The 20,948-nt window shown below is 34.9% G+C and carries 19 protein-coding genes and 1 tRNA gene; 16 read left to right on the forward strand and 4 right to left on the reverse strand.

Annotated features, from left to right (window positions below; all coding sequences use genetic code 11):
- Positions 1-2 precede the first annotated feature (2 nt).
- Positions 3-611 (reverse strand): ribosome biogenesis GTP-binding protein YihA/YsxC, encoded by a 609-nt coding sequence (gene yihA, locus GQ40_RS16445; protein ID WP_047550924.1) that lies wholly within the window; start codon positions 609-611, stop codon positions 3-5.
- Positions 612-640: 29 nt separating this feature from the next.
- Positions 641-1,405 carry an alpha/beta fold hydrolase gene (locus tag GQ40_RS16450; RefSeq protein WP_047550927.1) on the reverse strand — a complete coding sequence of 255 codons (765 nt, stop codon included), beginning with the start codon at positions 1,403-1,405 and terminating at the stop codon, positions 641-643.
- Between the two features lie 296 nt (positions 1,406-1,701).
- On the opposite strand from GQ40_RS16450, the gene mraZ reads away from it, so the two are divergent.
- The 16 genes from mraZ (at position 1,702) to GQ40_RS16530 (ending at position 19,246) form a co-directional block, all read left to right on the forward strand.
- Positions 1,702-2,169: a division/cell wall cluster transcriptional repressor MraZ gene (gene mraZ, locus GQ40_RS16455; RefSeq protein ID WP_047550930.1), complete on the forward strand. Its 468-nt coding sequence runs from the start codon at positions 1,702-1,704 to the stop codon at positions 2,167-2,169.
- Positions 2,156-3,052 (forward strand): 16S rRNA (cytosine(1402)-N(4))-methyltransferase RsmH, encoded by an 897-nt coding sequence (gene rsmH, locus GQ40_RS16460; protein ID WP_047552116.1) that lies wholly within the window; start codon positions 2,156-2,158, stop codon positions 3,050-3,052. The genes mraZ and rsmH overlap by 14 nt, the downstream gene beginning before the upstream one ends.
- Entirely contained in the window at positions 3,049-3,366 is a 318-nt protein-coding gene (locus tag GQ40_RS16465; protein WP_047550933.1) for an FtsL-like putative cell division protein, read from the forward strand. Before rsmH ends, GQ40_RS16465 begins: the two co-directional genes overlap by 4 nt.
- Before the next feature lie 58 nt (positions 3,367-3,424).
- A complete protein-coding gene (locus tag GQ40_RS16470) occupies positions 3,425-5,371 on the forward strand; it encodes a penicillin-binding protein (protein WP_052184302.1) in 1,947 nt (648 codons plus the stop codon).
- Positions 5,371-6,834 (forward strand): UDP-N-acetylmuramoyl-L-alanyl-D-glutamate--2,6-diaminopimelate ligase, encoded by a 1,464-nt coding sequence (locus GQ40_RS16475; RefSeq protein WP_047550939.1) that lies wholly within the window; start codon positions 5,371-5,373, stop codon positions 6,832-6,834. Before GQ40_RS16470 ends, GQ40_RS16475 begins: the two co-directional genes overlap by 1 nt.
- Positions 6,835-6,841: 7 nt before the next feature.
- Positions 6,842-8,077: a phospho-N-acetylmuramoyl-pentapeptide-transferase gene (gene mraY, locus GQ40_RS16480; protein ID WP_047550942.1), complete on the forward strand. Its 1,236-nt coding sequence runs from the start codon at positions 6,842-6,844 to the stop codon at positions 8,075-8,077.
- 73 nt (positions 8,078-8,150) lie between these two features.
- Positions 8,151-9,488 carry a UDP-N-acetylmuramoyl-L-alanine--D-glutamate ligase gene (murD, locus tag GQ40_RS16485; protein ID WP_047550945.1) on the forward strand — a complete coding sequence of 446 codons (1,338 nt, stop codon included), beginning with the start codon at positions 8,151-8,153 and terminating at the stop codon, positions 9,486-9,488.
- Positions 9,489-9,563: 75 nt separating this feature from the next.
- Positions 9,564-10,757, forward strand: coding sequence for an FtsW/RodA/SpoVE family cell cycle protein (locus tag GQ40_RS16490; protein WP_047550948.1), 1,194 nt, complete (start codon positions 9,564-9,566; stop codon positions 10,755-10,757).
- Positions 10,757-11,854, forward strand: coding sequence for an undecaprenyldiphospho-muramoylpentapeptide beta-N-acetylglucosaminyltransferase (gene murG, locus GQ40_RS16495; RefSeq protein WP_047550951.1), 1,098 nt, complete (start codon positions 10,757-10,759; stop codon positions 11,852-11,854). Before GQ40_RS16490 ends, murG begins: the two co-directional genes overlap by 1 nt.
- Positions 11,851-13,203 (forward strand): UDP-N-acetylmuramate--L-alanine ligase, encoded by a 1,353-nt coding sequence (gene murC, locus GQ40_RS16500; RefSeq protein ID WP_047550955.1) that lies wholly within the window; start codon positions 11,851-11,853, stop codon positions 13,201-13,203. Before murG ends, murC begins: the two co-directional genes overlap by 4 nt.
- The gene (locus tag GQ40_RS16505) at positions 13,193-13,912 is read left to right on the forward strand and encodes a cell division protein FtsQ/DivIB (RefSeq protein ID WP_047550958.1); all 720 of its coding nucleotides are present in this window, start codon (positions 13,193-13,195) and stop codon (positions 13,910-13,912) included. The genes murC and GQ40_RS16505 overlap by 11 nt, the downstream gene beginning before the upstream one ends.
- A gap of 3 nt (positions 13,913-13,915) precedes the next feature.
- Positions 13,916-15,250, forward strand: a complete 1,335-nt coding sequence (ftsA, locus tag GQ40_RS16510; RefSeq protein WP_047550962.1) for a cell division protein FtsA — start codon at positions 13,916-13,918, stop codon at positions 15,248-15,250.
- Between the two features lie 124 nt (positions 15,251-15,374).
- On the forward strand, positions 15,375-17,315 hold the full coding sequence (ftsZ, locus tag GQ40_RS16515; protein WP_047550964.1) for a cell division protein FtsZ: 1,941 nt from the start codon (positions 15,375-15,377) through the stop codon (positions 17,313-17,315).
- 149 nt (positions 17,316-17,464) lie between these two features.
- Entirely contained in the window at positions 17,465-17,908 is a 444-nt protein-coding gene (locus GQ40_RS16520; RefSeq protein ID WP_047550967.1) for a GatB/YqeY domain-containing protein, read from the forward strand.
- A gap of 30 nt (positions 17,909-17,938) precedes the next feature.
- Positions 17,939-18,012: transfer RNA gene (locus GQ40_RS16525), tRNA-Arg, on the forward strand.
- 346 nt (positions 18,013-18,358) lie between these two features.
- Positions 18,359-19,246, forward strand: a complete 888-nt coding sequence (locus tag GQ40_RS16530) for a zinc-dependent peptidase (RefSeq protein WP_081990237.1) — start codon at positions 18,359-18,361, stop codon at positions 19,244-19,246.
- Here the strand turns inward: GQ40_RS16530 and GQ40_RS16535 are convergent, their stop codons facing one another.
- Positions 19,247-19,837 carry a hypothetical protein gene (locus GQ40_RS16535; protein WP_047550970.1) on the reverse strand — a complete coding sequence of 197 codons (591 nt, stop codon included), beginning with the start codon at positions 19,835-19,837 and terminating at the stop codon, positions 19,247-19,249.
- Between the two features lie 56 nt (positions 19,838-19,893).
- Positions 19,894-20,931 (reverse strand): nucleotidyltransferase family protein, encoded by a 1,038-nt coding sequence (locus GQ40_RS16540; RefSeq protein WP_047550973.1) that lies wholly within the window; start codon positions 20,929-20,931, stop codon positions 19,894-19,896.
- Between the last annotated feature and the right edge of the window lie 17 nt (positions 20,932-20,948).

The raw sequence follows: 20,948 nt of genomic DNA on the forward strand, positions 1-20,948 counted from the left end.
GTTTATCGTAAAGCTCCGATTTCGGTATTTGTATCATCAATAAATTGTAAAACGTCTTCCCGTCCAATAGCTTTTGATGATGAGGTCACAAAATGATTGGGGACTTCTTCCCAGGTTTCAAGCATTTTATTGCAATAATCCTCTACATGTCTCTCAATAGCTTTTGGTTTAAGCTTATCTGCTTTAGTGAAAATTATAGTAAACGGTATTTGGCTAACTCCCAAGTATTCCATGAATTCCAAATCAATAGGTTGTGGCTCATGTCTAATATCTACAAGAACGAAAGCCGAAACTAATTGCCGGCGTTTTTCAAAATAATTGGTTATAAATTTCTGAAATTTCTTTTTTGCAGATTTCGAAACCTTAGCATAACCGTAGCCTGGTAAATCAACCAGAAACCATTCTTTATTGATTAAAAAATGATTAATAAGTTGTGTCTTTCCTGGTCTTCCAGAAGTCTTTGCTAAATTTTTATGATTGGTAATCATATTAATTAAAGATGATTTACCAACATTACTTCTGCCAATAAATGCATACTCTGGTATCTCGTTTTTTGGACATTTGTCCACTTCGGAGTTACTTACAATAAATTCAGCAGTTTTAATAACCATAATGGTATTAATTTAAAATAGGAATAAAATTATAATTTATTGGATTCTAACCACGTGTTAAGAATGTTGTTAAATTCTTGAGGATGTTCCATCATAGCAGCATGACCGCACTTATCAATCCAAAATAATTCAGAATTTGGCAGCAGTTCATTGAACTCTTCTGCGACTTCTGGAGGTGTAACAGTATCATTCTTTCCCCAGATAATGCAAACAGGCAATGTCATTTTTGGTAGATCTTTCGCCATGTTGTGACGAATAGCACTTTTAGCGATCGCAAGAGTTTTAATAAGCTTGTTTCTGTCGTTTACAGTTTCATAAACTTCATCCACAATTTCTTTTGTAGCAACAGCAGGATCGTAAAAGACATCTTGTGCTTTTTTCTTGATCACCTCATAGTCGCCACGTTTTGTGTAGCCTCCACCCATTGCACTTTCGTACAAACCTGAACTTCCGGTAATGATTAATGCCTTAACTTTTTTTGGGTATAATTTTGTATGGTAGAGACCAATATGTCCTCCCAGCGAATTTCCGAGTAAAATAACATCATTCAATCCTTTGTACTCTATAAAATCATGAAGATACTTTGCAAAACTTTTTACGTTTGTCTTGAGTAGAGACATGCTGTAGATTGGTAATTCTGGAATTAAGACTTTATAGCCTTTATTGCTAAAATAGCTAGTTACTGCATCAAAATTACTTAATCCTCCCATTAAACCATGAAGCACGATAATTGGTGTGCCTTCTCCAACTTCAATATACCTGTAGTCTTTCTCTTTCTTTAATCGGTGCGCCATTAATGGTTAGGGTTTTGCTTAAAAACAAATATAGGTAAATCAATTAAAATATTAACATAATATTTCTAATCAAAAGATTTTACAAATGCTAAGATGTTAACAATCAATTTGGGATTTCAAATAGGTTGTATACCTCCTTGAAATTAAACTTTTTAGAGGTCTTAAAATGTAAGATCAATCCTAAAACTTAGCGTTGGAAAATAAATTTATCAACAAAAGTGGAGTAGAGTGGTAAATTGTGGTAAAATTTTCAATATATTTGATTCATAATCGTTAGTGTAAGTAAATCAATCATTTTGAACCCTTTAATAGGAACATACGAATGCAAAGTGGATGCCAAAGGAAGGCTCATGTTGCCTGCTGCCATAAAGAAGCAGTTGCTACCTGTGCTCCAAAATGGGTTCGTGCTTAAGCGTGCTGTTTTCCAGCCATGTTTGGAATTGTATCCAATGAGTGAATGGGAGGTTTTGATGCAGAAAGTGAATAAACTTAACCGTTTTAAAAAGAAAAACAATGATTTTATTCGTCGTTTTACTGCTGGTTTAAAACAAGTTGAGGTTGATTCTGCTGGACGATTATTAATACCAAAAGATCTTGTTGCATTTTCAGGAATCTCTAAAGATATCGTGGTTTCTTCTGCGATAAATATCATTGAGATTTGGGATAAAGACAAGTATGAAAAAGCCATTGATGATGCTACTGGAGATTTTGCCGATTTAGCAGAAGAAGTAATGGGACAAGACGATGACGATGGAATATCATAACCCGGTTTTATTGGTAGAAACGGTTGAAGGCTTAAATATTAAGCCTGATGGTGTTTATGTAGATGTCACCTTTGGTGGAGGTGGTCACAGTAAGGAAATTTTAAAGCATTTAGGCCCTAACGGAAAACTATTTGCTTTCGATCAGGATAAAGACGCTCTTTTAAATACTATTGATGATGATCGTTTCACATTAATAAATGAAAATTTTAGATATGTAAAACGATTTCTCAGATTTTATGGCGTGAAAGAAGTTGACGGGATACTGGCAGACTTTGGAGTCTCATCTCACCAATTTGATGTTGCAGAACGTGGGTTTTCAACACGTTTTGAGGCAGATTTGGATATGAGAATGAATCAAGATGATAAACTATCTGCCTACCATGTTATCAACGATTATGAAGAAGAGGAAATAAGACGAGTGCTTTTTCAATATGGAGAATTAAGACAAGCGCCAGCAATGGCAAGTGCAATTGTAACTGCGCGTCGAGATGAGATTATTAAAACTAGTGAGCAGCTAAAAACAGCACTCAAAAAGTTTTTGAATCACCAGAAAGAAAATAAAGTGTTGGCGCAAATCTATCAGGCTATTAGAATTGAGGTAAATCAAGAAATTGAGGCTCTAAAAGAATTTTTGCAGCAAACGCCAGAGGTTTTGGTAAAAGGAGGCAGGTTGAGTTTGATCTCCTACCACTCTTTAGAAGATAGATTGGTTAAAAGATTTATAAGAAATGGTTTGTTTGAAGGAGAACCAGAGCGAGATGTCTTCGGGAATTTTGAAGTACCACTAAAAAAAGTTGGTGGTTTGGTTGTTCCAACTTCCGAAGAAATAAAAATAAATAACAGAGCAAGAAGTGCAAAACTTCGTATTGCAGAGAAACAATGAAAAAGAATATTTACAGCATTTTAAGAGGTAAATTTTTGGTGAGTGATGACTCTTTTAAGAATTGGAGAGTGATCATTTTTATTTCGGTTTTGGCAATAGTAATGATTGCAAGCTCACATAGTGCAGATCAAAAAGTCTATGAAATTGCAAGACTTAAAAATGAAGCAAAAGAGTTAAGGTCTGCTTTTGTTGATGGAAGGGGAAAATTGATGAGAATGAAAAAAGAGTCTCATATAGAAAATGTAATGAAAGAAAAGGGGATTGTTATTTCAGAAAATCCTCCGCAAAAAATAAAAGTTAAAAAACAGAATTGATAACGTGGCAATAACCGAAACTAACATATTAAACAGATTGTATTTCGTAGCTGGCAGTATGTTTGTCTTCGCTCTTGCTGTGGTTTTCAAATTGTGCACCATTCAGTTCGTTCAAGGGGATGAGTATAGAAATATGGCTCAAGAACGAACAATCCAAAATGTTGAGATTCCTGCAAACAGAGGTAATGTATATTCTGCCGATGGTAGTCTACTCGCAACCTCAATCCCAAAGTACGATATTAGAATTGATGCCATCCAACCTAAGCAAACGGTCTTCAATGAACTTGTAAAATCGCTTGCAGATTCACTTTCCAAATTTTCGGGCAAGCCATCCAGCTATCATCTAAAAAGGATCAAACAAGCCAGGCTTGACAAGAATCGTTACTTTTTATTGGCAAGGGATATTAGTTATTCAGATTATATAAGAATTCGAAATTTCCCAATGTTGAACCTTGGTGCCATTCGTGGTGGATTGATAGTGCAACAAGAAGAGAAAAGAGATCATCCAATGGGAGGCATTGCAGAGCGTACCATTGGTTATGAGAAAATTGATGACGACGGAAATGTAACCAGACCAGGAATAGATGGTTACTTCGGAAAGAAATATTTGAGAGGTAAAAACGGAAAACGTCTTAAACAAAAAATAGGTAACGGTAAATGGAAGCCTATCGTTGATTACGATCAAGTAGAGCCTAAAGATGGCTATGATATTTACACGACAATTGATGTTAATATCCAGGATATTGCTCACCATTCCCTTTTAGGGCAGTTAGAGTTATACGAGGCAGATCATGGTTGTGCAGTCGTAATGGATGTTGAAACAGGTGAGATTAAAGCCATTTCTAATTTGGGACGCAATACTAACGGAAAATATTATGAACGTCTCAACTATGCAGTTGGTGAAAGTCACGAACCTGGATCTACATTTAAGGTTATGGCATTTATGGCTGCTCTAGAGGATAAAATGATTGATACCTCCACTGTTGTAGATACACAAAATGGTTCTAAACGTTTTTACGGAAGAACAATTAGAGACTCTAAGGGTCATGGTAAAATTTCTGCAGCACGAGCTTTAGAAGTGTCCTCCAATATTGGTTTGGCCACTATAATCGATGATAATTATTCTAGCCAACCTAAAAAATTTATCAATCGTCTTAAGGCATGGAAACTTAACGATACGTTAGGTGTGTCTTTAATTGGGGAAGGTATTCCAGATATTCCTGAGCCTGGCAAATCAAACTGGAGTAGAAATGCATTGCCTTCTATGGCTTATGGGTATAATTTGAGGATGACACCATTGCAAACATTAACATTTTATAATGGTATTGCTAATGGTGGCGAAATTGTAAGACCAAGGTTCATCAAATCAGTAAAAGAGTTTGATAGAGAGATTGAGGTTTTTGATAAAGAAGTGATCAATCAAAAGATGTGTTCTGATAAAACGTTGGCAGAAATTAAGGAAGTACTAAAGAATGTCGTGGTTAGAGGCACAGGAAGTCGCATGTATTCTGAAAATTTTTCCATGGCAGGTAAAACAGGTACCGCAAGAACAGACTACGCCGATTTTGAAGAATGGAAAAAAGACAGAAAGTACGTGTCATCTTTTGCAGGTTACTTTCCAGCAGATAATCCAAAATATTCTTGCATAGTAGTTATCCATGAGCCAAGTACAAAAGTTGGTTTTTATGGAGCCGATGTTTCTGGACCTGTTTTTAAGAGGATAGCTCAAAAAATTTATACCGAGACACCACTAATCGATGAAGTGCAAACATTAGAAATTGTCAATTCAAAAAATGATGAAGCTTACGAGTCATTCTACGATATAGCTCGAACCTACAAAACGATAATGCCAGACGTCGTCGGTCTTCCTGCTATGGATGCATTGGCGTTATTAGAAAATATGGGTTTAAAAGTCAAAATTCGAGGTGCTGGAAATGTGACGACGCAATCAATAGATAAAGGCGTCAAAGTAAAACCAAACCAAATCATAGTTTTAGGAACGTAGTGATACTGTTAAAAGACATATTGTACAAGGTTACCATTAATGCAGTTGCTGGGAGTACCAGCATCACTGTAAACAACTTGCATTTTGATTCTCGTCAAATAGCAGAGAACGATGTTTTTATTGCTATTAAAGGAGCTACCGTAGATGGTCATAAATTTATTGATACAGCTCTAGACAAAGGTGCTATCGCTGTGGTTTGTGAAACCTTACCAGCAGAGTTAAAGGATGGAATCACCTATATAGAAGTTGAAAACACCAGTCAAGCTTTAGCCTTTATGGCTTCAAATGTCTTCGGAAATCCTTCGGAAAACTTACGTTTGGTTGGAGTGACAGGAACTAACGGAAAGACAACCATTGCTACACTATTGTACCAGCTCTTTAAAAAGGCAGGCTACAAAGTTGGATTGTTATCAACAGTTAGAATTATGGTTGATAATACCGAATATAAAGCAACACATACCACACCAGATTCTTTAACGATAAATAAGTATTTAAGGTTAATGAATCAAGCAGGCGTTGAGTTTTGTTTTATGGAAGTAAGTTCTCATGGTATTCACCAATTCCGTACAGAAGGTTTAAAATTTGAGGGTGGCATTTTTACAAATCTTTCTCACGACCATTTAGATTATCACGACACTTTTGCTGAATATAGAGATGTGAAAAAATCATTTTTTGACAATCTACCTAAAAAAGCTTTTGCTCTGGTTAACATTGATGACAAGAATGGATTGGTGATGCTTCAAAATACAGAAGCAAAAAAATACACTTATGCTTTAAAAACCTATGCCGACTATAAAGCTCAGGTACTGGAAAGTGAATTTAGTGGCTTGTTGTTAAAATTAAATGAAAGTGAATTATGGACCAGGCTTATAGGTCATTTCAATGCTTATAACATTAGCGCTATTTACGGTACAGCAGATTTATTAGGGCTTGAAAAAGTGGAGATTCTTAGGCTTATTAGCGAGTTAGAAAGTGTGAGCGGTCGCTTTGAGTATCTTATTTCCGAAGAAAAAATAACAGCAATCGTTGATTATGCACATACACCAGATGCATTAAAAAACGTACTGGAAACCATAAATAGTATTCGCACAAAAAATGAACAATTAATTACAGTTGTGGGTTGCGGTGGTGATAGAGATAAAACCAAACGTCCAAAAATGGGACATATCGCATCTGCAATGAGTACAAAGGTCATTTTTACGAGTGATAACCCGAGAAGCGAAGTTCCTGAGACCATAATTGAAGATATTGAAAAAGGAGTAGAGCCTCAAAATTTTAAAAAAACAATGTCTATTGTGGATAGAAAACAAGCCATTAAAACAGCTTGTCAATTAGCAAGTCCGAATGATATCATTTTAATAGCTGGGAAAGGGCATGAGACCTATCAAGAAATAAAAGGAGAACGTTTTGATTTTGACGATTTCAAAATAGTTAAAGCGTTTTTAAAACAATTACAGAAATAAGTAACCAATGTTATATTATCTATTCGAATATTTAGAACAACAGTATCAATTGCCAGGGGCAGGTGTGTTTCAATATATCACATTTAGAGCGTCATTGGCAATCATATTTTCATTGTTGCTTTCTACAATCTTCGGAAGAAAAATCATAGCATTCTTACAACGTCAACAAGTTGGCGAAACAGTTAGGGATTTAGGCTTAGCTGGTCAAGTTGAAAAAGCTGGTACACCAACAATGGGTGGGATTATCATCATTTTCGCGACCTTGGTGCCTGTGCTTTTATTTTCAAAATTAGATAACATTTATGTAGTGATGTTAATAGTGACAACATTGTGGATGGGACTTATAGGTTTCATTGATGATTACATAAAGGTTTTTAAGAAAAATAAAGAAGGCCTTAGTGGTAAGTTTAAAGTATTAGGTCAAGTTGGTCTTGGTGTTTTTGTAGGCGCAGTGATGTATTTTCATCCTGGAGTTACTATTAAACAAGAAAAAATTAATCCAGAATTTTCTAACGAGATGATTACTCAAAACTCTCCGGGAGAATTTTATGCGGAAGAAAATAGGTCTCTAAAAACAACAATCCCGTTTGTAAAGGATAACGAATTTGATTATTCAAAACTTATGTCCTGGATGGGTGATGGTTACCAAAATTATGCCTGGCTCATCTTTATACCAATTGTGATTTTCATTATTACAGCAGTTTCAAATGGTGCCAACTTAACCGATGGTATTGATGGTCTCGCAGCAGGAAGTTCTGCAATAATCGTTTTTGCACTAGCTATTTTCGCTTTTATCTCAGGTAATATCGTTTTTTCAGATTATCTCAATGTCATGTTCATTCCAAGTTTGGGAGAACTGGTGGTTTTTATAGCAGCATTTGTGGGAGCTCTCATTGGGTTTTTATGGTACAATACCTTTCCAGCTCAAGTATTTATGGGAGATACAGGAAGTTTAACAATTGGTGGTATCATCGCTGTAATAGCTATCGCGGTACGTAAAGAGTTGCTAATTCCTTTGCTCTGCGGAATATTTTTCGCTGAATCCCTATCGGTCATTTTACAGGTAAGTTGGTTTAAGTACACAAGAAAAAAGTTTGGTGAAGGACGACGTATTTTCAAAATGTCACCATTACATCACCATTATCAAAAGTCTGGATATCATGAAAGTAAAATAGTGACACGTTTTTGGATCGTGGGTATTTTTCTCGCCATTCTATCAATAGTGACATTGAAGTTGAGATAAATTTTTAATCCGCAGTTGATACGGAAATAAAAGAAAAATAAATTTTGTGTAGTTGAGCAAAATGGGAATATAAATGAAGAAAGAGAGATTAGTTATACTGGGAGGAGGAGAAAGTGGAGTGGGAACTGCGCTTTTAGGAAAGGCAAAGGGTTATGATGTTTTTGTTTCAGATCAAGGAATAATAAAAGAAAAGTACAAAGAAGTTCTTATACATAATGAGATTGAATTTGAGGGTGGGAAACATTCCGAAGAAAAGATTCTAACTGCTAAGATGGTGATGAAAAGTCCGGGAATTCCAGACAAAGCACCGCTTGTAAAACAGATTAGAGCTAACGGGATTGAAATTGTTTCAGAAATTGAATTTGCATCAAAATTTACTAATGCAACGCTTGTGGGAATCACAGGTAGCAATGGTAAAACAACAACTGCAGCACTAACGCACCATCTCTTAAAACAGGAGCTGAATGTTGGTTTGGCAGGCAATATTGGAGATAGTTTTGCTAAACAGATTTTAGAAAAAAACCATCCAAACTATGTGTTGGAGATTAGCAGTTTTCAGTTGGATGATATCAAAGGTTTTAGACCGCATATTGCGGTTTTGACAAATATCACTCCAGATCATTTAGATAGATATGAATATCAATTTGAAAACTATATCGCCTCAAAATTCAGGATTGCCGAAAACCAGACCAAAGAAGATTATTTCATTTATGATGCAGATGATGAAGTGATTGAAAAGTGGTTGAAAGCACATCCTGTACAATCCACATTATTGCCATTTTCATTGACAAAAACCATTGAAAATGGAGCGTATTTAGACAAAGAAAATATAAAAATAACAATAGATAATAACCAGATAATTATGCCAACAAAAAATTTAGCTTTAGAGGGTAAACACAATATTAAAAATGCAATGGCTGCCTCAACTGTGGCGCACTTGCTTAAAATTAGAAAGCAAACCATAAGAGAAAGCTTAGAGAATTTTCAAGGTGTTGAGCATCGCTTGGAAAACGTACTTAAGATAAACAAAGTACAATATATCAATGACTCAAAAGCAACAAATGTAAATGCAACCTATTATGCCTTAGAAAGTATGGATGCGCCAACGGTTTGGATTGTGGGAGGCGTTGACAAAGGGAATGATTATCAAGAGTTATTTCAATTTGTAAATGAAAAAGTAAAAGCAATCATTTGCTTGGGCGTTGATAATAAAAAGTTGATGGACAGTTTTGGTAATATGGTAGATATTATTGTTGAAACTGAATATATGAGCGAGGCAGTTAAAATTGCTTATAAAATAGCAGAAGCAGGAGAAAACGTACTATTATCGCCAGCTTGTGCAAGTTTTGATTTGTTCGAAAACTATGAAGATAGAGGTCGTCAATTCAAAGATGCAGTTAGAAATTTGTAAGTAATTAAAACGAAAGCAGAAATCTTATTAATAACAATAAAATAACCTCTGCATCGTAAGATAGATTGACAAAAAATGCAAACACTATTCAAAAACATAAAAGGAGATCGGTTAATTTGGGCAATTGCTGCATTACTGGCAATTTTCTCATTTCTTCCTGTGTATAGTGCTGCCAGTAATTTAGCATATGTTGGAGGTTCTGGAAGTACGTTCAGCTTTTTTGTAAAGCATTTTATGCACTTGTTTTTGGGCTTTGCTATCATGTATGGAGTTCATAAAATACCATATCGCTATTTTCGGGGTTTATCTATGGTAATGATTCCAATTGTGATCGTTTTGTTGATTGTTACTATGCTTCAGGGTACAACAATTGATGGGGCAAACGCAAGTAGATGGATTCAAATACCGTTTGTTGGAATGTCATTTCAAACCTCTACTCTTGCAGCAGTTGTATTAATGGTCTACGTGGCAAGATACTTGTCAAAAATTCAAGAAAGAGAGGTTAAATTCGTAGAAACATTATTGCCACTTTGGGCTCCGGTCTTTATAATACTCATTCTCATTTTGCCCGCAAATTTTTCTACAACTGCCATTATGTTTTTAATGGTGATGATGTTGACGTTTATTGGTGGTTATCCCATAAAATATATAGCGGTCATAATTGGTACTGGAATATTAGCATTGGCTCTTTTTGTGTTGATTGCGAAAGCATTTCCCGAGGTTATGCCAAATCGTATCGATACCTGGATGAGTCGTATAGAAAATTTTGCAAATGGTGAAGATACCGAAGCAGATTACCAGATTGAAAACGCAAAAATTGCGATTGCCTCTGGAGGAATTCAAGGGAAAGGACCGGGAAAAAGTACTCAAAAGAATATTTTGCCACAATCCTCGTCAGATTTTATTTTCGCAATTATTATTGAGGAATACGGTTTGATAGGCGGTTTGGTGTTATTGGTGATGTACTCTTGGTTGCTATTTAGAATTGTAATTGTGTCTCAAAAATCGGGTACTATCTTCGGAAAATTGCTCGTATTAGGAGTAGGTCTTCCAATTATATTTCAAGCATTAATAAACATGGCAGTTGCAGTAGAATTATTTCCTGTTACTGGTCAAACATTGCCATTAATAAGTAGTGGAGGAACATCCATTTGGATGACCTGTCTCGCAGTTGGCATTATTTTAAGTGTAAGTGCCAAACGAGAGCAAATAAAAGAACAAGAAATTAATGAAGATAACCCGTTAGAAATTTTAAGTGAAGCATTGTAATGAGTAACTATAAAATCATATTATCTGGAGGCGGAACAGGAGGACATATCTATCCTGCAATCGCTATCGCAGACGAATTGAAATCTCGTTTTCCCGACGCAGAGTTTTTATTCGTAGGCGCATTAGATCGTATGGAAATGGAGAAAGTACCACAAGCAGGTTATCAAATTGAAGGACTTTGGATTTCGGGAATTCAAAGAAAATTAACGTTAAGAAACCTAGCGTTCCCTTTTAAGCTCATTTCAAGTCTTTTAAAATCTAGAAAAATTATAAACACATTTAAACCAGACGTAGCTATTGGAACTGGCGGATTTGCAAGCGGACCATTATTAAAATCTGCGACCTCAAAAGGAATCCCTAGCTTGATACAAGAACAAAATTCTTATCCGGGAATTACCAATAAATTGTTGTCAAAGGAAGTCGATAAAATTTGTGTGGCTTATGAAGGTTTAGAGCAGTTTTTTCCGAAGAAAAAAATCATTTTAACCGGTAATCCTATTCGTAAAGATCTATTGGGAATAGAAAACAAACATATAGAAGGTAAAGATGCTTTTGGATTAATCCACAGCAAACATACACTTTTGGTTTTGGGCGGAAGTTTAGGCGCTAGACGCGTAAACCAGCTCATTGAAGAAAAACTAGACTATTTTCAATCGCAGAACATTCAAATAATTTGGCAATGTGGCAAATTGTATTATCAGCAATATAAACACCACAATGAAATGGAAAACGTACAAGTACATGCGTTTTTAAATAATATGGACATGGCGTATGCAGCTGCAGATATCATTATTTCCAGAGCAGGAGCGAGCTCGGTTTCAGAGTTGTGTGTGGTAGGAAAACCAGTTATTTTTATTCCATCGCCAAACGTAGCAGAAGACCATCAAACTAAAAATGCAAAAGCTATTACAAATAAAAACGCAGCAATTTTAATAAAAGAAAGCGAATTGAATACAGAGTTTGAAACTCAATTTGATGCTTTAATGATCTCTTCGGAAAAAAGAGAGGAATTAAGTAACAACATAAAAAAATTAGCATTGGTAAATGCAACAAAGGATATCGCAGACCAGGTTGAAAAACTATTGAAAGCCAAATGAATTTAGATAAAGCAAATAACATTTATTTTATAGGTATTGGAGGCATCGGTATGTCTGCATTGGCTCGTTATTTTGTAGCTAAAGGATTGACTGTTGGTGGTTATGACAAAACGAAAAGTGATAATACAGATGCGCTGGAAGATTTAGGGGTTTCAATTCATTTTGAAGATGATATTGAACTAATTGAGAACGCTTTTTTAGATATAAAAACAACCCAGATTATTTACACACCAGCTATCCCAAAAACCCACAGTGAGCTCAACTATTTTATTTCAAATGGTTATGGGGTGATGAAACGATCTCAAGTTTTGGGAGAGATTACAAAGCAAACCTTTTGTCTCGCAGTTGCTGGTACCCACGGAAAAACAACCACAACAAGCATTTTAGGCCATTTATTGAAGCAGTGTGATGTTGAGGTTACTGCATTTCTTGGCGGAATAAGTGAGAACTATAATTCAAATTTGATATTAAACGGAACAGAAGTAACCGTGGTTGAGGCAGATGAGTTTGATCGCTCGTTCTTAACATTGTCTCCAGACTTTGCGTGTATCACATCAATGGATGCAGATCATTTGGATATTTATGGCGATGCTTCAGAATTAATAAAATCATTTAAGGATTTTTCAGAAAGAATACAACCAAACGGAAAGCTGTTTGTCAAAAACGGATTGCCAATTAAAGGGATTACCTATGGTATCGAGGATGACAGCGATTATTCCGTAGAAAATATAAAAATTATAGATGGTAGCTATGTTTTTGATGTAAAGACACCAAAAGAGCTACTTAAAGATTTTAAATTTAGCCTACCAGGCAGACACAATCTGTCTAATGCATTAATAGCCTTGGCGATGTCTGTAGAATATGGCCTCCCTCAGCCACAGCTCGCCAAAGCTTTAGCGTCTTACAAAGGTGTGAAACGCAGGTTTACCTACCAGATCAAAACCGATGATTTAGTGTATATCGATGATTATGCTCACCATCCCGAAGAAATCAATGCGGTACACCAAGCGGTAAGGGAAATGTATCCAGATAAAGAGGTATTGGCGGTTTTTCAGCCACATTTGTTCAGTAGGACTAAAGACTTTGCTGATGATTTTGCTAAAAGTCTTTCGCAATTTGATGCCATTTTTCTATTGGATATTTATCCAGCTCGCGAATTGCCTATTGAAGGTATAACATCGCAATGGTTATTAGATAAAATACAAAATAAAAATAAAAGGCTGGTTCATAAATCAAATTTGATTGAGGCTATAAAAAACGAAAACATACCCATTATTTTAACTATTGGAGCTGGCGATATTGGAGAAGAAGTCAAACATATTAAAAAAGCACTGAGTTTTGCGAGTTAATTATAACTACATAAAAGTTGTTTTACTGCTAGTTTTAGTGGGCTTTCTGTATGCGTTTTCCAATGTAAGAAATGCAACGAGAAAAGTTGAAGCGCCATATATAAAATTTATTGGAGATGATAACCTTTTCGTAACTCATGGGACTGTTAGTAAATTGTTAATACAAAATCAACAGAGTGTTACGGATAAGCCTAAAGAAATTATAGATTTGAACGAATTAGAATCTGCCCTAAACTCTAATCCAATGATTAAGCAAGCACAGGTGTTTATGAGTGTAGATGGCTTAGTCACTGCTGAAATTGAACAAAAAAAACCTATTGCAAGAGTAAGCACAAATGCATCATATTACATTGATGAAACAGGCTCCTTTATGCCTTTGTCAACGAATTATACTGCACGCGTGCCTCTAATTATTGGGTTCATTGAGAAGAATGATTTGGCAAATGTACACGCTATTGCTAAAAAAATTCAAGAGGATGATTTTTTGGTGAAGCGGGTTGTGGCAATACATCAAAATGAGGATAAAACGATTGATTTAAAATTTAGGAATCATGATTTTAATATCCATCTAGGAACCATAGAGTTGCTAGATAAGAAAATTAACAATTTAAAAGCTTTTTATAAAAAAGCGATGAAAGACAACATATTAGATGATTACAAACGGGTTAATCTAAAGTTTGATAAGCAAGTAATTTGCACCAAAAAGTAAGAGATGGAGAATAATAAAATTTCAGTAGGACTGGATATCGGAACCACCAAGATAGTGGCAATGATTGGGCGAAAGAATGAATATGGCAAAGCCGAAATTTTAGGGATAGGAAAATCCAAAAGTTTAGGCGTGCATAGAGGTGTGGTTAATAATATAACACAAACCATTCAATCTATACAGCAAGCTGTTCAAGAGGCAGAAGCAGAAGCAGGTTTGAAAATCGAGGATGTTACTGTTGGTATAGCAGGTCAACATATTAGAAGTTTACAGCATAGTGATTATATCACAAGAGCAAATTCTGAAGTGGTTATCGATGAAGAGGATATTGATCGCTTAATCAATCAAGTTCACAAATTGGTAATGCTCCCAGGCGAAGAAATTATTCATGTGTTACCTCAAGAATATAAAATTGATGGTCAGGCAGAGATTAAAGAACCAATCGGGATGTATGGTGGAAGACTTGAGGCGAATTTTCACGTGGTAGTTGGTCAAGTATCGTCTATTAGAAATATTGGGCGCTGTGTAAAAAGCTCAGGTTTAGAGCTAGAAGGCATTACATTAGAGCCATTAGCATCTGCCAATGCAGTTTTGAGCCAAGAAGAAAAAGAAGCAGGTGTTGCATTAATTGATATTGGTGGTGGTACAACAGATTTAGCGGTTTTTAAAGATGGTATTATTCGCCATACTGCTGTAATTCCTTTTGGAGGAAATGTGGTAACAGAAGATATCAAAGAAGGTTGCTCAATTATAGAAAAGCAAGCCGAATTACTGAAAATAAAATTTGGATCTGCTTGGCCAGGCGAGAATAAAGACAATGAGATCGTTTCTATTCCTGGTTTAAGAGGTCGCGAGCCAAAAGAGATTACTTTAAAAAATCTCTCTAAAATTATTCATGCTCGCGTTGTAGAAATTATAGAGCAAGTTTATGTTGAGATCAAAAACTATGGTCACGAGGAGCAGAAGAAAAAGTTAATAGCTGGTATTGTTTTAACTGGAGGAGGCAGCCAATTAAAACATTTAAAGCAGTTGGTTGAATACATCACTGGTATGGATACAAGAATAGGCTATCCTAACGAGCATCTAGCAGGCGGAAGTGACGAGGATATTGCGAGTCCGCTTTATGCAACTGCAGTAGGATTGGTGATGGATGGTTTAAAGCGTCAAGAGCGCAAACGTATCGAGAAAGAAGTTGAGGAAATGTCTACCGTAACAGTAGAAAATTCCGAAGAAAATATTGTGCAAGAAGAAGAAGTTATAGAGATTCCAAAAAAAGAGCGTAAGTCATTTTTGGATAAACTAACAGAACGCGTTAAGGATTTTTTGGATAACGCAGAATAATTGCGAGAATCGTCAATAAATAATTATTAAAATTAGGGACAGGTTGGGGCTTGTCCATCAAATAAAGTAAAAAATAGTTGTGGTTAAAGTCAAGATTTAACCATACAATCAAAAAAGTAGGTTTATGAGCAACAACAATGAATTAGGCAACATTGCATTTGATTTACCAAAAAACCAATCTAACGTCATTAAAGTGATTGGAGTTGGTGGAGGCGGAAGCAACGCCATTAATCACATGTTTCTACAAGGGATTAAAGGAGTTGATTTTGTAATTTGTAATACAGATTCCCAAGCACTACAAAATAGTGGTGTACCAAACAAAATCCAATTAGGAGTTAACTTGACCGAAGGTTTAGGAGCAGGCGCAAATCCAGAAGTAGGTGAGCAGGCAGCCCTAGAGAGTTTAGAAGATTTACGTCGCATGTTAGATACCAATACAAAAATGGTGTTTATTACTGCGGGTATGGGTGGCGGAACAGGAACTGGAGCAGCACCAATCATCGCTAAACTAGCAAAAGAACTGGATATTTTAACTGTAGGTATCGTGACGATGCCATTTCAGTTTGAAGGTAAGACAAGAAATGAACAAGCAGCCAAGGGTATAGAAACATTACGTTCTCACGTAGACTCATTGGTAGTTATCAATAACAACAAACTTCGTGAAGTTTATGGAAATCTAGGTTTCAAGGCAGGCTTCTCAAAAGCAGACGAAGTACTTTCTACAGCATCTCGCGGTATTGCAGAAGTAATCACGCATCACTACACACAAAATATAGATTTACGTGATGCTAAAACCGTACTTAGTAACAGTGGTACTGCAATTATGGGATCTTCAACTGCATCTGGCAAAACAAGAGCGCAGGAAGCGATTATGAAGGCATTAGACTCTCCGTTGCTAAATGACAATAAAATTACTGGAGCTAAAAACGTATTGTTGCTTATCGTTTCTGGTTCACAAGAGATTACCATTGATGAGATTGGGGAAATAAATGATCATATTCAAGTTGAAGCAGGCCATGGAGCTAATATTATTATGGGTGTTGGAGAAGATGAATCTTTACAGGAATCAATTTCTGTTACCATCATAGCAACGGGTTTTGATTTAGATCAACAACATGAGATTTCCAATACAGAGCAAAAGAAAGTGATTCATGCTTTAGAAGATGATAGAAATGATGATGTTAGAGTGAAAGATAATGATCCAGCAATTATACGACCAGACATCATTCTTGAAAAGGAAGAGAAAAAAGCTCCAGAAGTAGTTGTTCATACCTTAACAGATGAGGATGAGGATAATCAATTTTTTACCAATAAGGTAGAAACCGATTTGATCACCACCACAGATATTATTAAAAATATGAGCGTGGTCTATGATGAGGTTTTAGACCATAAAATAAAAGAAGAAGATTTTGTCATCACTCCAGTCCAAGAAGTAAAGCAAGATGTAGTAGAGGAAGTAGAGGAAGAGCAAATTACCCTCACGTTCGACTTACCATTATCTTTTGGCGCTTCGGAAGAAAAAACAGAAGAACCGAAGGAAGAGGAAGACGATACAACAATTTTTACCTTAGAAGACGACGTAAAAGATCTAGAAGTAAAAGAACATGTAGAGATCATACCTGTTACTGAAGCTAATGAAGAAGGTGAAAAACGTTATGCGCTAGATGATTTTATGACCTATGAGTCTGCAATGAATGAAACTAAAACTAAAAAGCAGCCAGAAGTTGAAGAAGAGATTGTCTTTGAGAAAAAGACCGTAAAGCCTGAAGTTACTGAAGAATATGTTGGAGAGGAAATTGATCCTATGAACAGTCCAATTTCAGATTTATTAAAAGAAAGAGCAGATGAGAGACGACGTAAAATGAAAGATTTCAACTACAAGTTCAATACTGCCAAAATTGATGAAATTGAGAAAGAACCTGCATATAAAAGACAAGGTGTGAATTTACAGGATGCCCAGCATTCATCAGAAACCAACGCTTCAAGAACTTCTGTTTCCAGTGATGAGAACGACGATATTCAATTAAGAAGTAACAATTCATTTTTACACGACAACGTAGATTAGTAGCAAATTTAGTTTAGTGTTTCACACTTTGTTAAACCCAAAAATTTGAAATATAATTTTTGGGTTTTTTATGTTTTATACTGAAATTTTAGCACCAGATTATAAGTTGAGTTTTGTTATCTTCGCAGTTAAATAAAACAGAATCTAACATGAGTTTACAAACGGACATAATGGCTGCTATGAAAGAAGCCATGAAAGCTAAAGATCAAACAGCATTGGCTGCTCTAAGAGCAGTAAAATCTGAACTATTGCTTGCTCAAACCTCTGGAGAAGGAGAATTGAACGAAGAGCAGGAAATTAAGATTTTATCCAAATTAGTAAAGCAGCGTAAAGATAGTGCTGCTATTTTTGCTGAACAGAATCGTGAGGATTTATCTGAGCCAGAACTGGCACAAGCAGAAGTTATTAGCAAGTTTTTACCTGCACAACTTACTGAAGAAGAGATAACTGTTGAAGTCATGAAAACTATTGCATCTACAGGTGCAGAAGGTATGAAAGACATGGGTAAGGTTATGGGCATTGTGAATTCAAAATTAGCAGGACAGGCTGATGGGAAGACGATTTCTAATATAGTAAAAGCGAAATTATCTTAACATAAGATACCTGCTTTTGCAGATGTAATTGGCCTCGTAGTTCAACTGGATAGAATATCAGATTTCGGCTCTGAGGGTTGGAGGTTCGAATCCTCTCGAGGTCACGAATAAATCAAAAAAACCTAAGCGTTAAATCAAGCTCGCTTGAATTTATAAGCTTAGGTTTTTGATTTTTAGAGAGGAGTTTTATAAGATACCTAGCAATCCTGTAAAGCTTTCCCTTGATATCGTAAAATTAAATCTTAATGTAATGTAAACGTTATAAAGTGTTTTTAATCCCAAAAGCAATCGGGAGAAACCCGCTGAGAATGTATAGAGCTCTTTACTGATTATTTTATGTAATGGGTATGTAGTCAAGCTTGATTGTTTTGCTATTTTGAGATTTTAGTATTTTTAAGCGATGACTTTTTAGCAATTAAAATTTCCGAAGAAAAAAAATAAAGTTTTAGAATGATAATAATGTATTTGATATTGACATTTTTAGATTCGCAAGAAGATAAGTTAGTTGAGATGTGGGTTAGTGCTATTCTAACCATAATTTTACTTGTAATAATTGCTGTATTTGGAGCTAAAGTACTTTTTTACTTTTTTGAGATGGCTTATGTGGAGTATGTCAAAAAACAATTATTTTTTAATCATATTTATATAAGAAGAAAAAGGTTATCACGTTCGCAAAAACAAATTCTTCAAAACGAGGTTAAATTCTATCAACAACTCTCGAAAAAGCACCAGTCTTTTTTCGAGCATAGATTGTATAAGTTTATTGATAGAGTTGAATTCATTGGAAACGATATTGCGATTACAGATCGGATGAGAGTGATCATTTCTGCCACCTTAGTTAAACTTACATTTGGGTTAAGGGATTACCAAATAGAGTCTTTAGAGCGTGTTATAATCTATCCAGATGAGTTTTATTCTCAAACTAATAAAGCATATCATAAAGGTGAATTCAATTTGGGATTGAAAGCTTTAGTGTTTTCTTGGAAAGATGTTTTACATGGTTATGAAATTGAGGATGATAATCTTAATTTGGCAATACATGAATTTACACATGCCATTCATTTTTACTATTTAAAAGTGAGGAGAAGAAGTACTAGTGCAGCAATTTTTTTAGATGCTTTTGTGGAGTTGAGTAATATGCTGGAAGATGATGACAACCTGAAATCCAAACTAGTGGCTTCAAATTTTTTAAGGGATTATGCTTTTACGAATCAGTTTGAGTTTATAGCGGTTATTGTTGAGACATTTATAGAAACACCAAGTGACTTTAAAAAGCAATTCCCTAGAATTTATGATAAAACTAGGGAAATGTTGAATTTTAATTTTATGGGATATTAATTACAATCTAAAGGTCATTTGTAAAGAGTGTTGCCAGTGATTGTTATCAAAAACTTTGTCATCAGCATTAAATGCAAATTTACCAACTCCTTGAATTCTGATTCCTATAGTTCTATTAGCGTTAACCCAGAACAAGGCTCCAAGCGTAAGATTGGCAGAAGTATTTAACTCATCAATTGAAAAAACACCTAACCCACCACCAACGTATAAATCTAACCAGTTTGCGTCAAGTAAATAATCTGAATAATAATATTTAAGATTTGTACTTGTAGAAAAATATAATACATCTTCCGTTAAAGTTCCTCTATCTATAGTTGTACCACTATCATAACCATTAAAGGTGAAATCTTGCTCAATAGAAAGAAATCTTGACCATCTATGCTCTATGGCAACAGCAAGGGGTTGCTTAAGAGAAAATTCGTCCAATCTCTCAAAAGGATTTCTGGTTCCTAAATTACCAAGTGCATTTACACCAGCGCTTAATACCCAGTTATCTCTACTGTTTCTATAATCTCGTTTGGTCATAGATTTTGATTGACCAAAACTAAAAACGCAAGAAAACATTAATATAATTACTACTAAATTTTTCATATATAAAATTTGGTCAAAAATAGCTAATTAGTTCAAATAATAAAAGTAAAAAGGCTCTAACTTTTTCTAAAGATTATTGAGTTAAACAAATAATTGCGATAGCTTTTGTTCATAAAGAAGAGGTTCAGTCTGTTTATGACAGTAAAACTTGCAAATTTTATTAATTTTAAGCTCTTTTCAAATTCTTTATATTTTATTTTTAGTACATAGCTTCTCATTCTTAGAGTGTTATGACCAGATACATTGATCAGATTAAGTTCTCTAAACCAAACACTATTTAAGTTAATAAAGTGTAAAACAAATTTAGATTTATTAAAATCAGTATTTTCAATGTGATTTAATATTCGTAATACGAGACTGTCGTAGGAGTTCTTAAAGTTGAGTGTATTATAATAATAGTTTTTATCATTAAGTTGAGATGTTAAGATATTGATGAGATTGAGGTGATAACTATTTGGTGTTCTGTAGTCACTAGAAGATAATCTACTTTCAAAAATAGTATCTATGGGCAACAAATACCTATGTGACGGGTTTAGGACGTGCGTATGTATTTCTACTGCTGCTAATTTTTTTTCGTTGATTTGCCTTGGGAGATGCCTGAAGTTAGACTTATCATAATTAAATTCTACAAGCTTACTATATCCTTCTTTTTTTAGGATATCAAAGGCGCTTTCAGCATCTTTTTCTAAGACTAAAATATCAATATCTCCAATCATTCTTTCACCAATATCCTTGAAATAGCCTCCAATAAGTAATGCCATCCCTTTAATAAAAACAAATTCAATATTATGCTTTTGTAACATAGCTGTTAGTGATTGTGCTTCCTCAATTAATTTTTTATTTCTGTTTCTATTAATTGAAGTGATGTCTTTTAAATAGTCTGAAAGGTCTTGAGGTAAAAGATGCAATAGGTTTTTTTGGTTTAACCTGCAATATAGAGTCGTGAGAACGAGGTGGCGACTAGCAGTTTGCACGATATTCTCCCAATCAATTTTTGAAGTTTCTAACTTCTTTTTTAAGATAGAATTGTCATTATCAAAGCTTAAAATATCAGCAATTAGTTGATGCGTTTCTATGTTTGAATTTTTGAGCAATTGTAATTAGACTTAGT

Origin of the sequence: Psychroserpens sp. Hel_I_66, assembly GCF_000799465.1 — a bacterium.
Lineage (GTDB): Bacteria > Bacteroidota > Bacteroidia > Flavobacteriales > Flavobacteriaceae > Psychroserpens.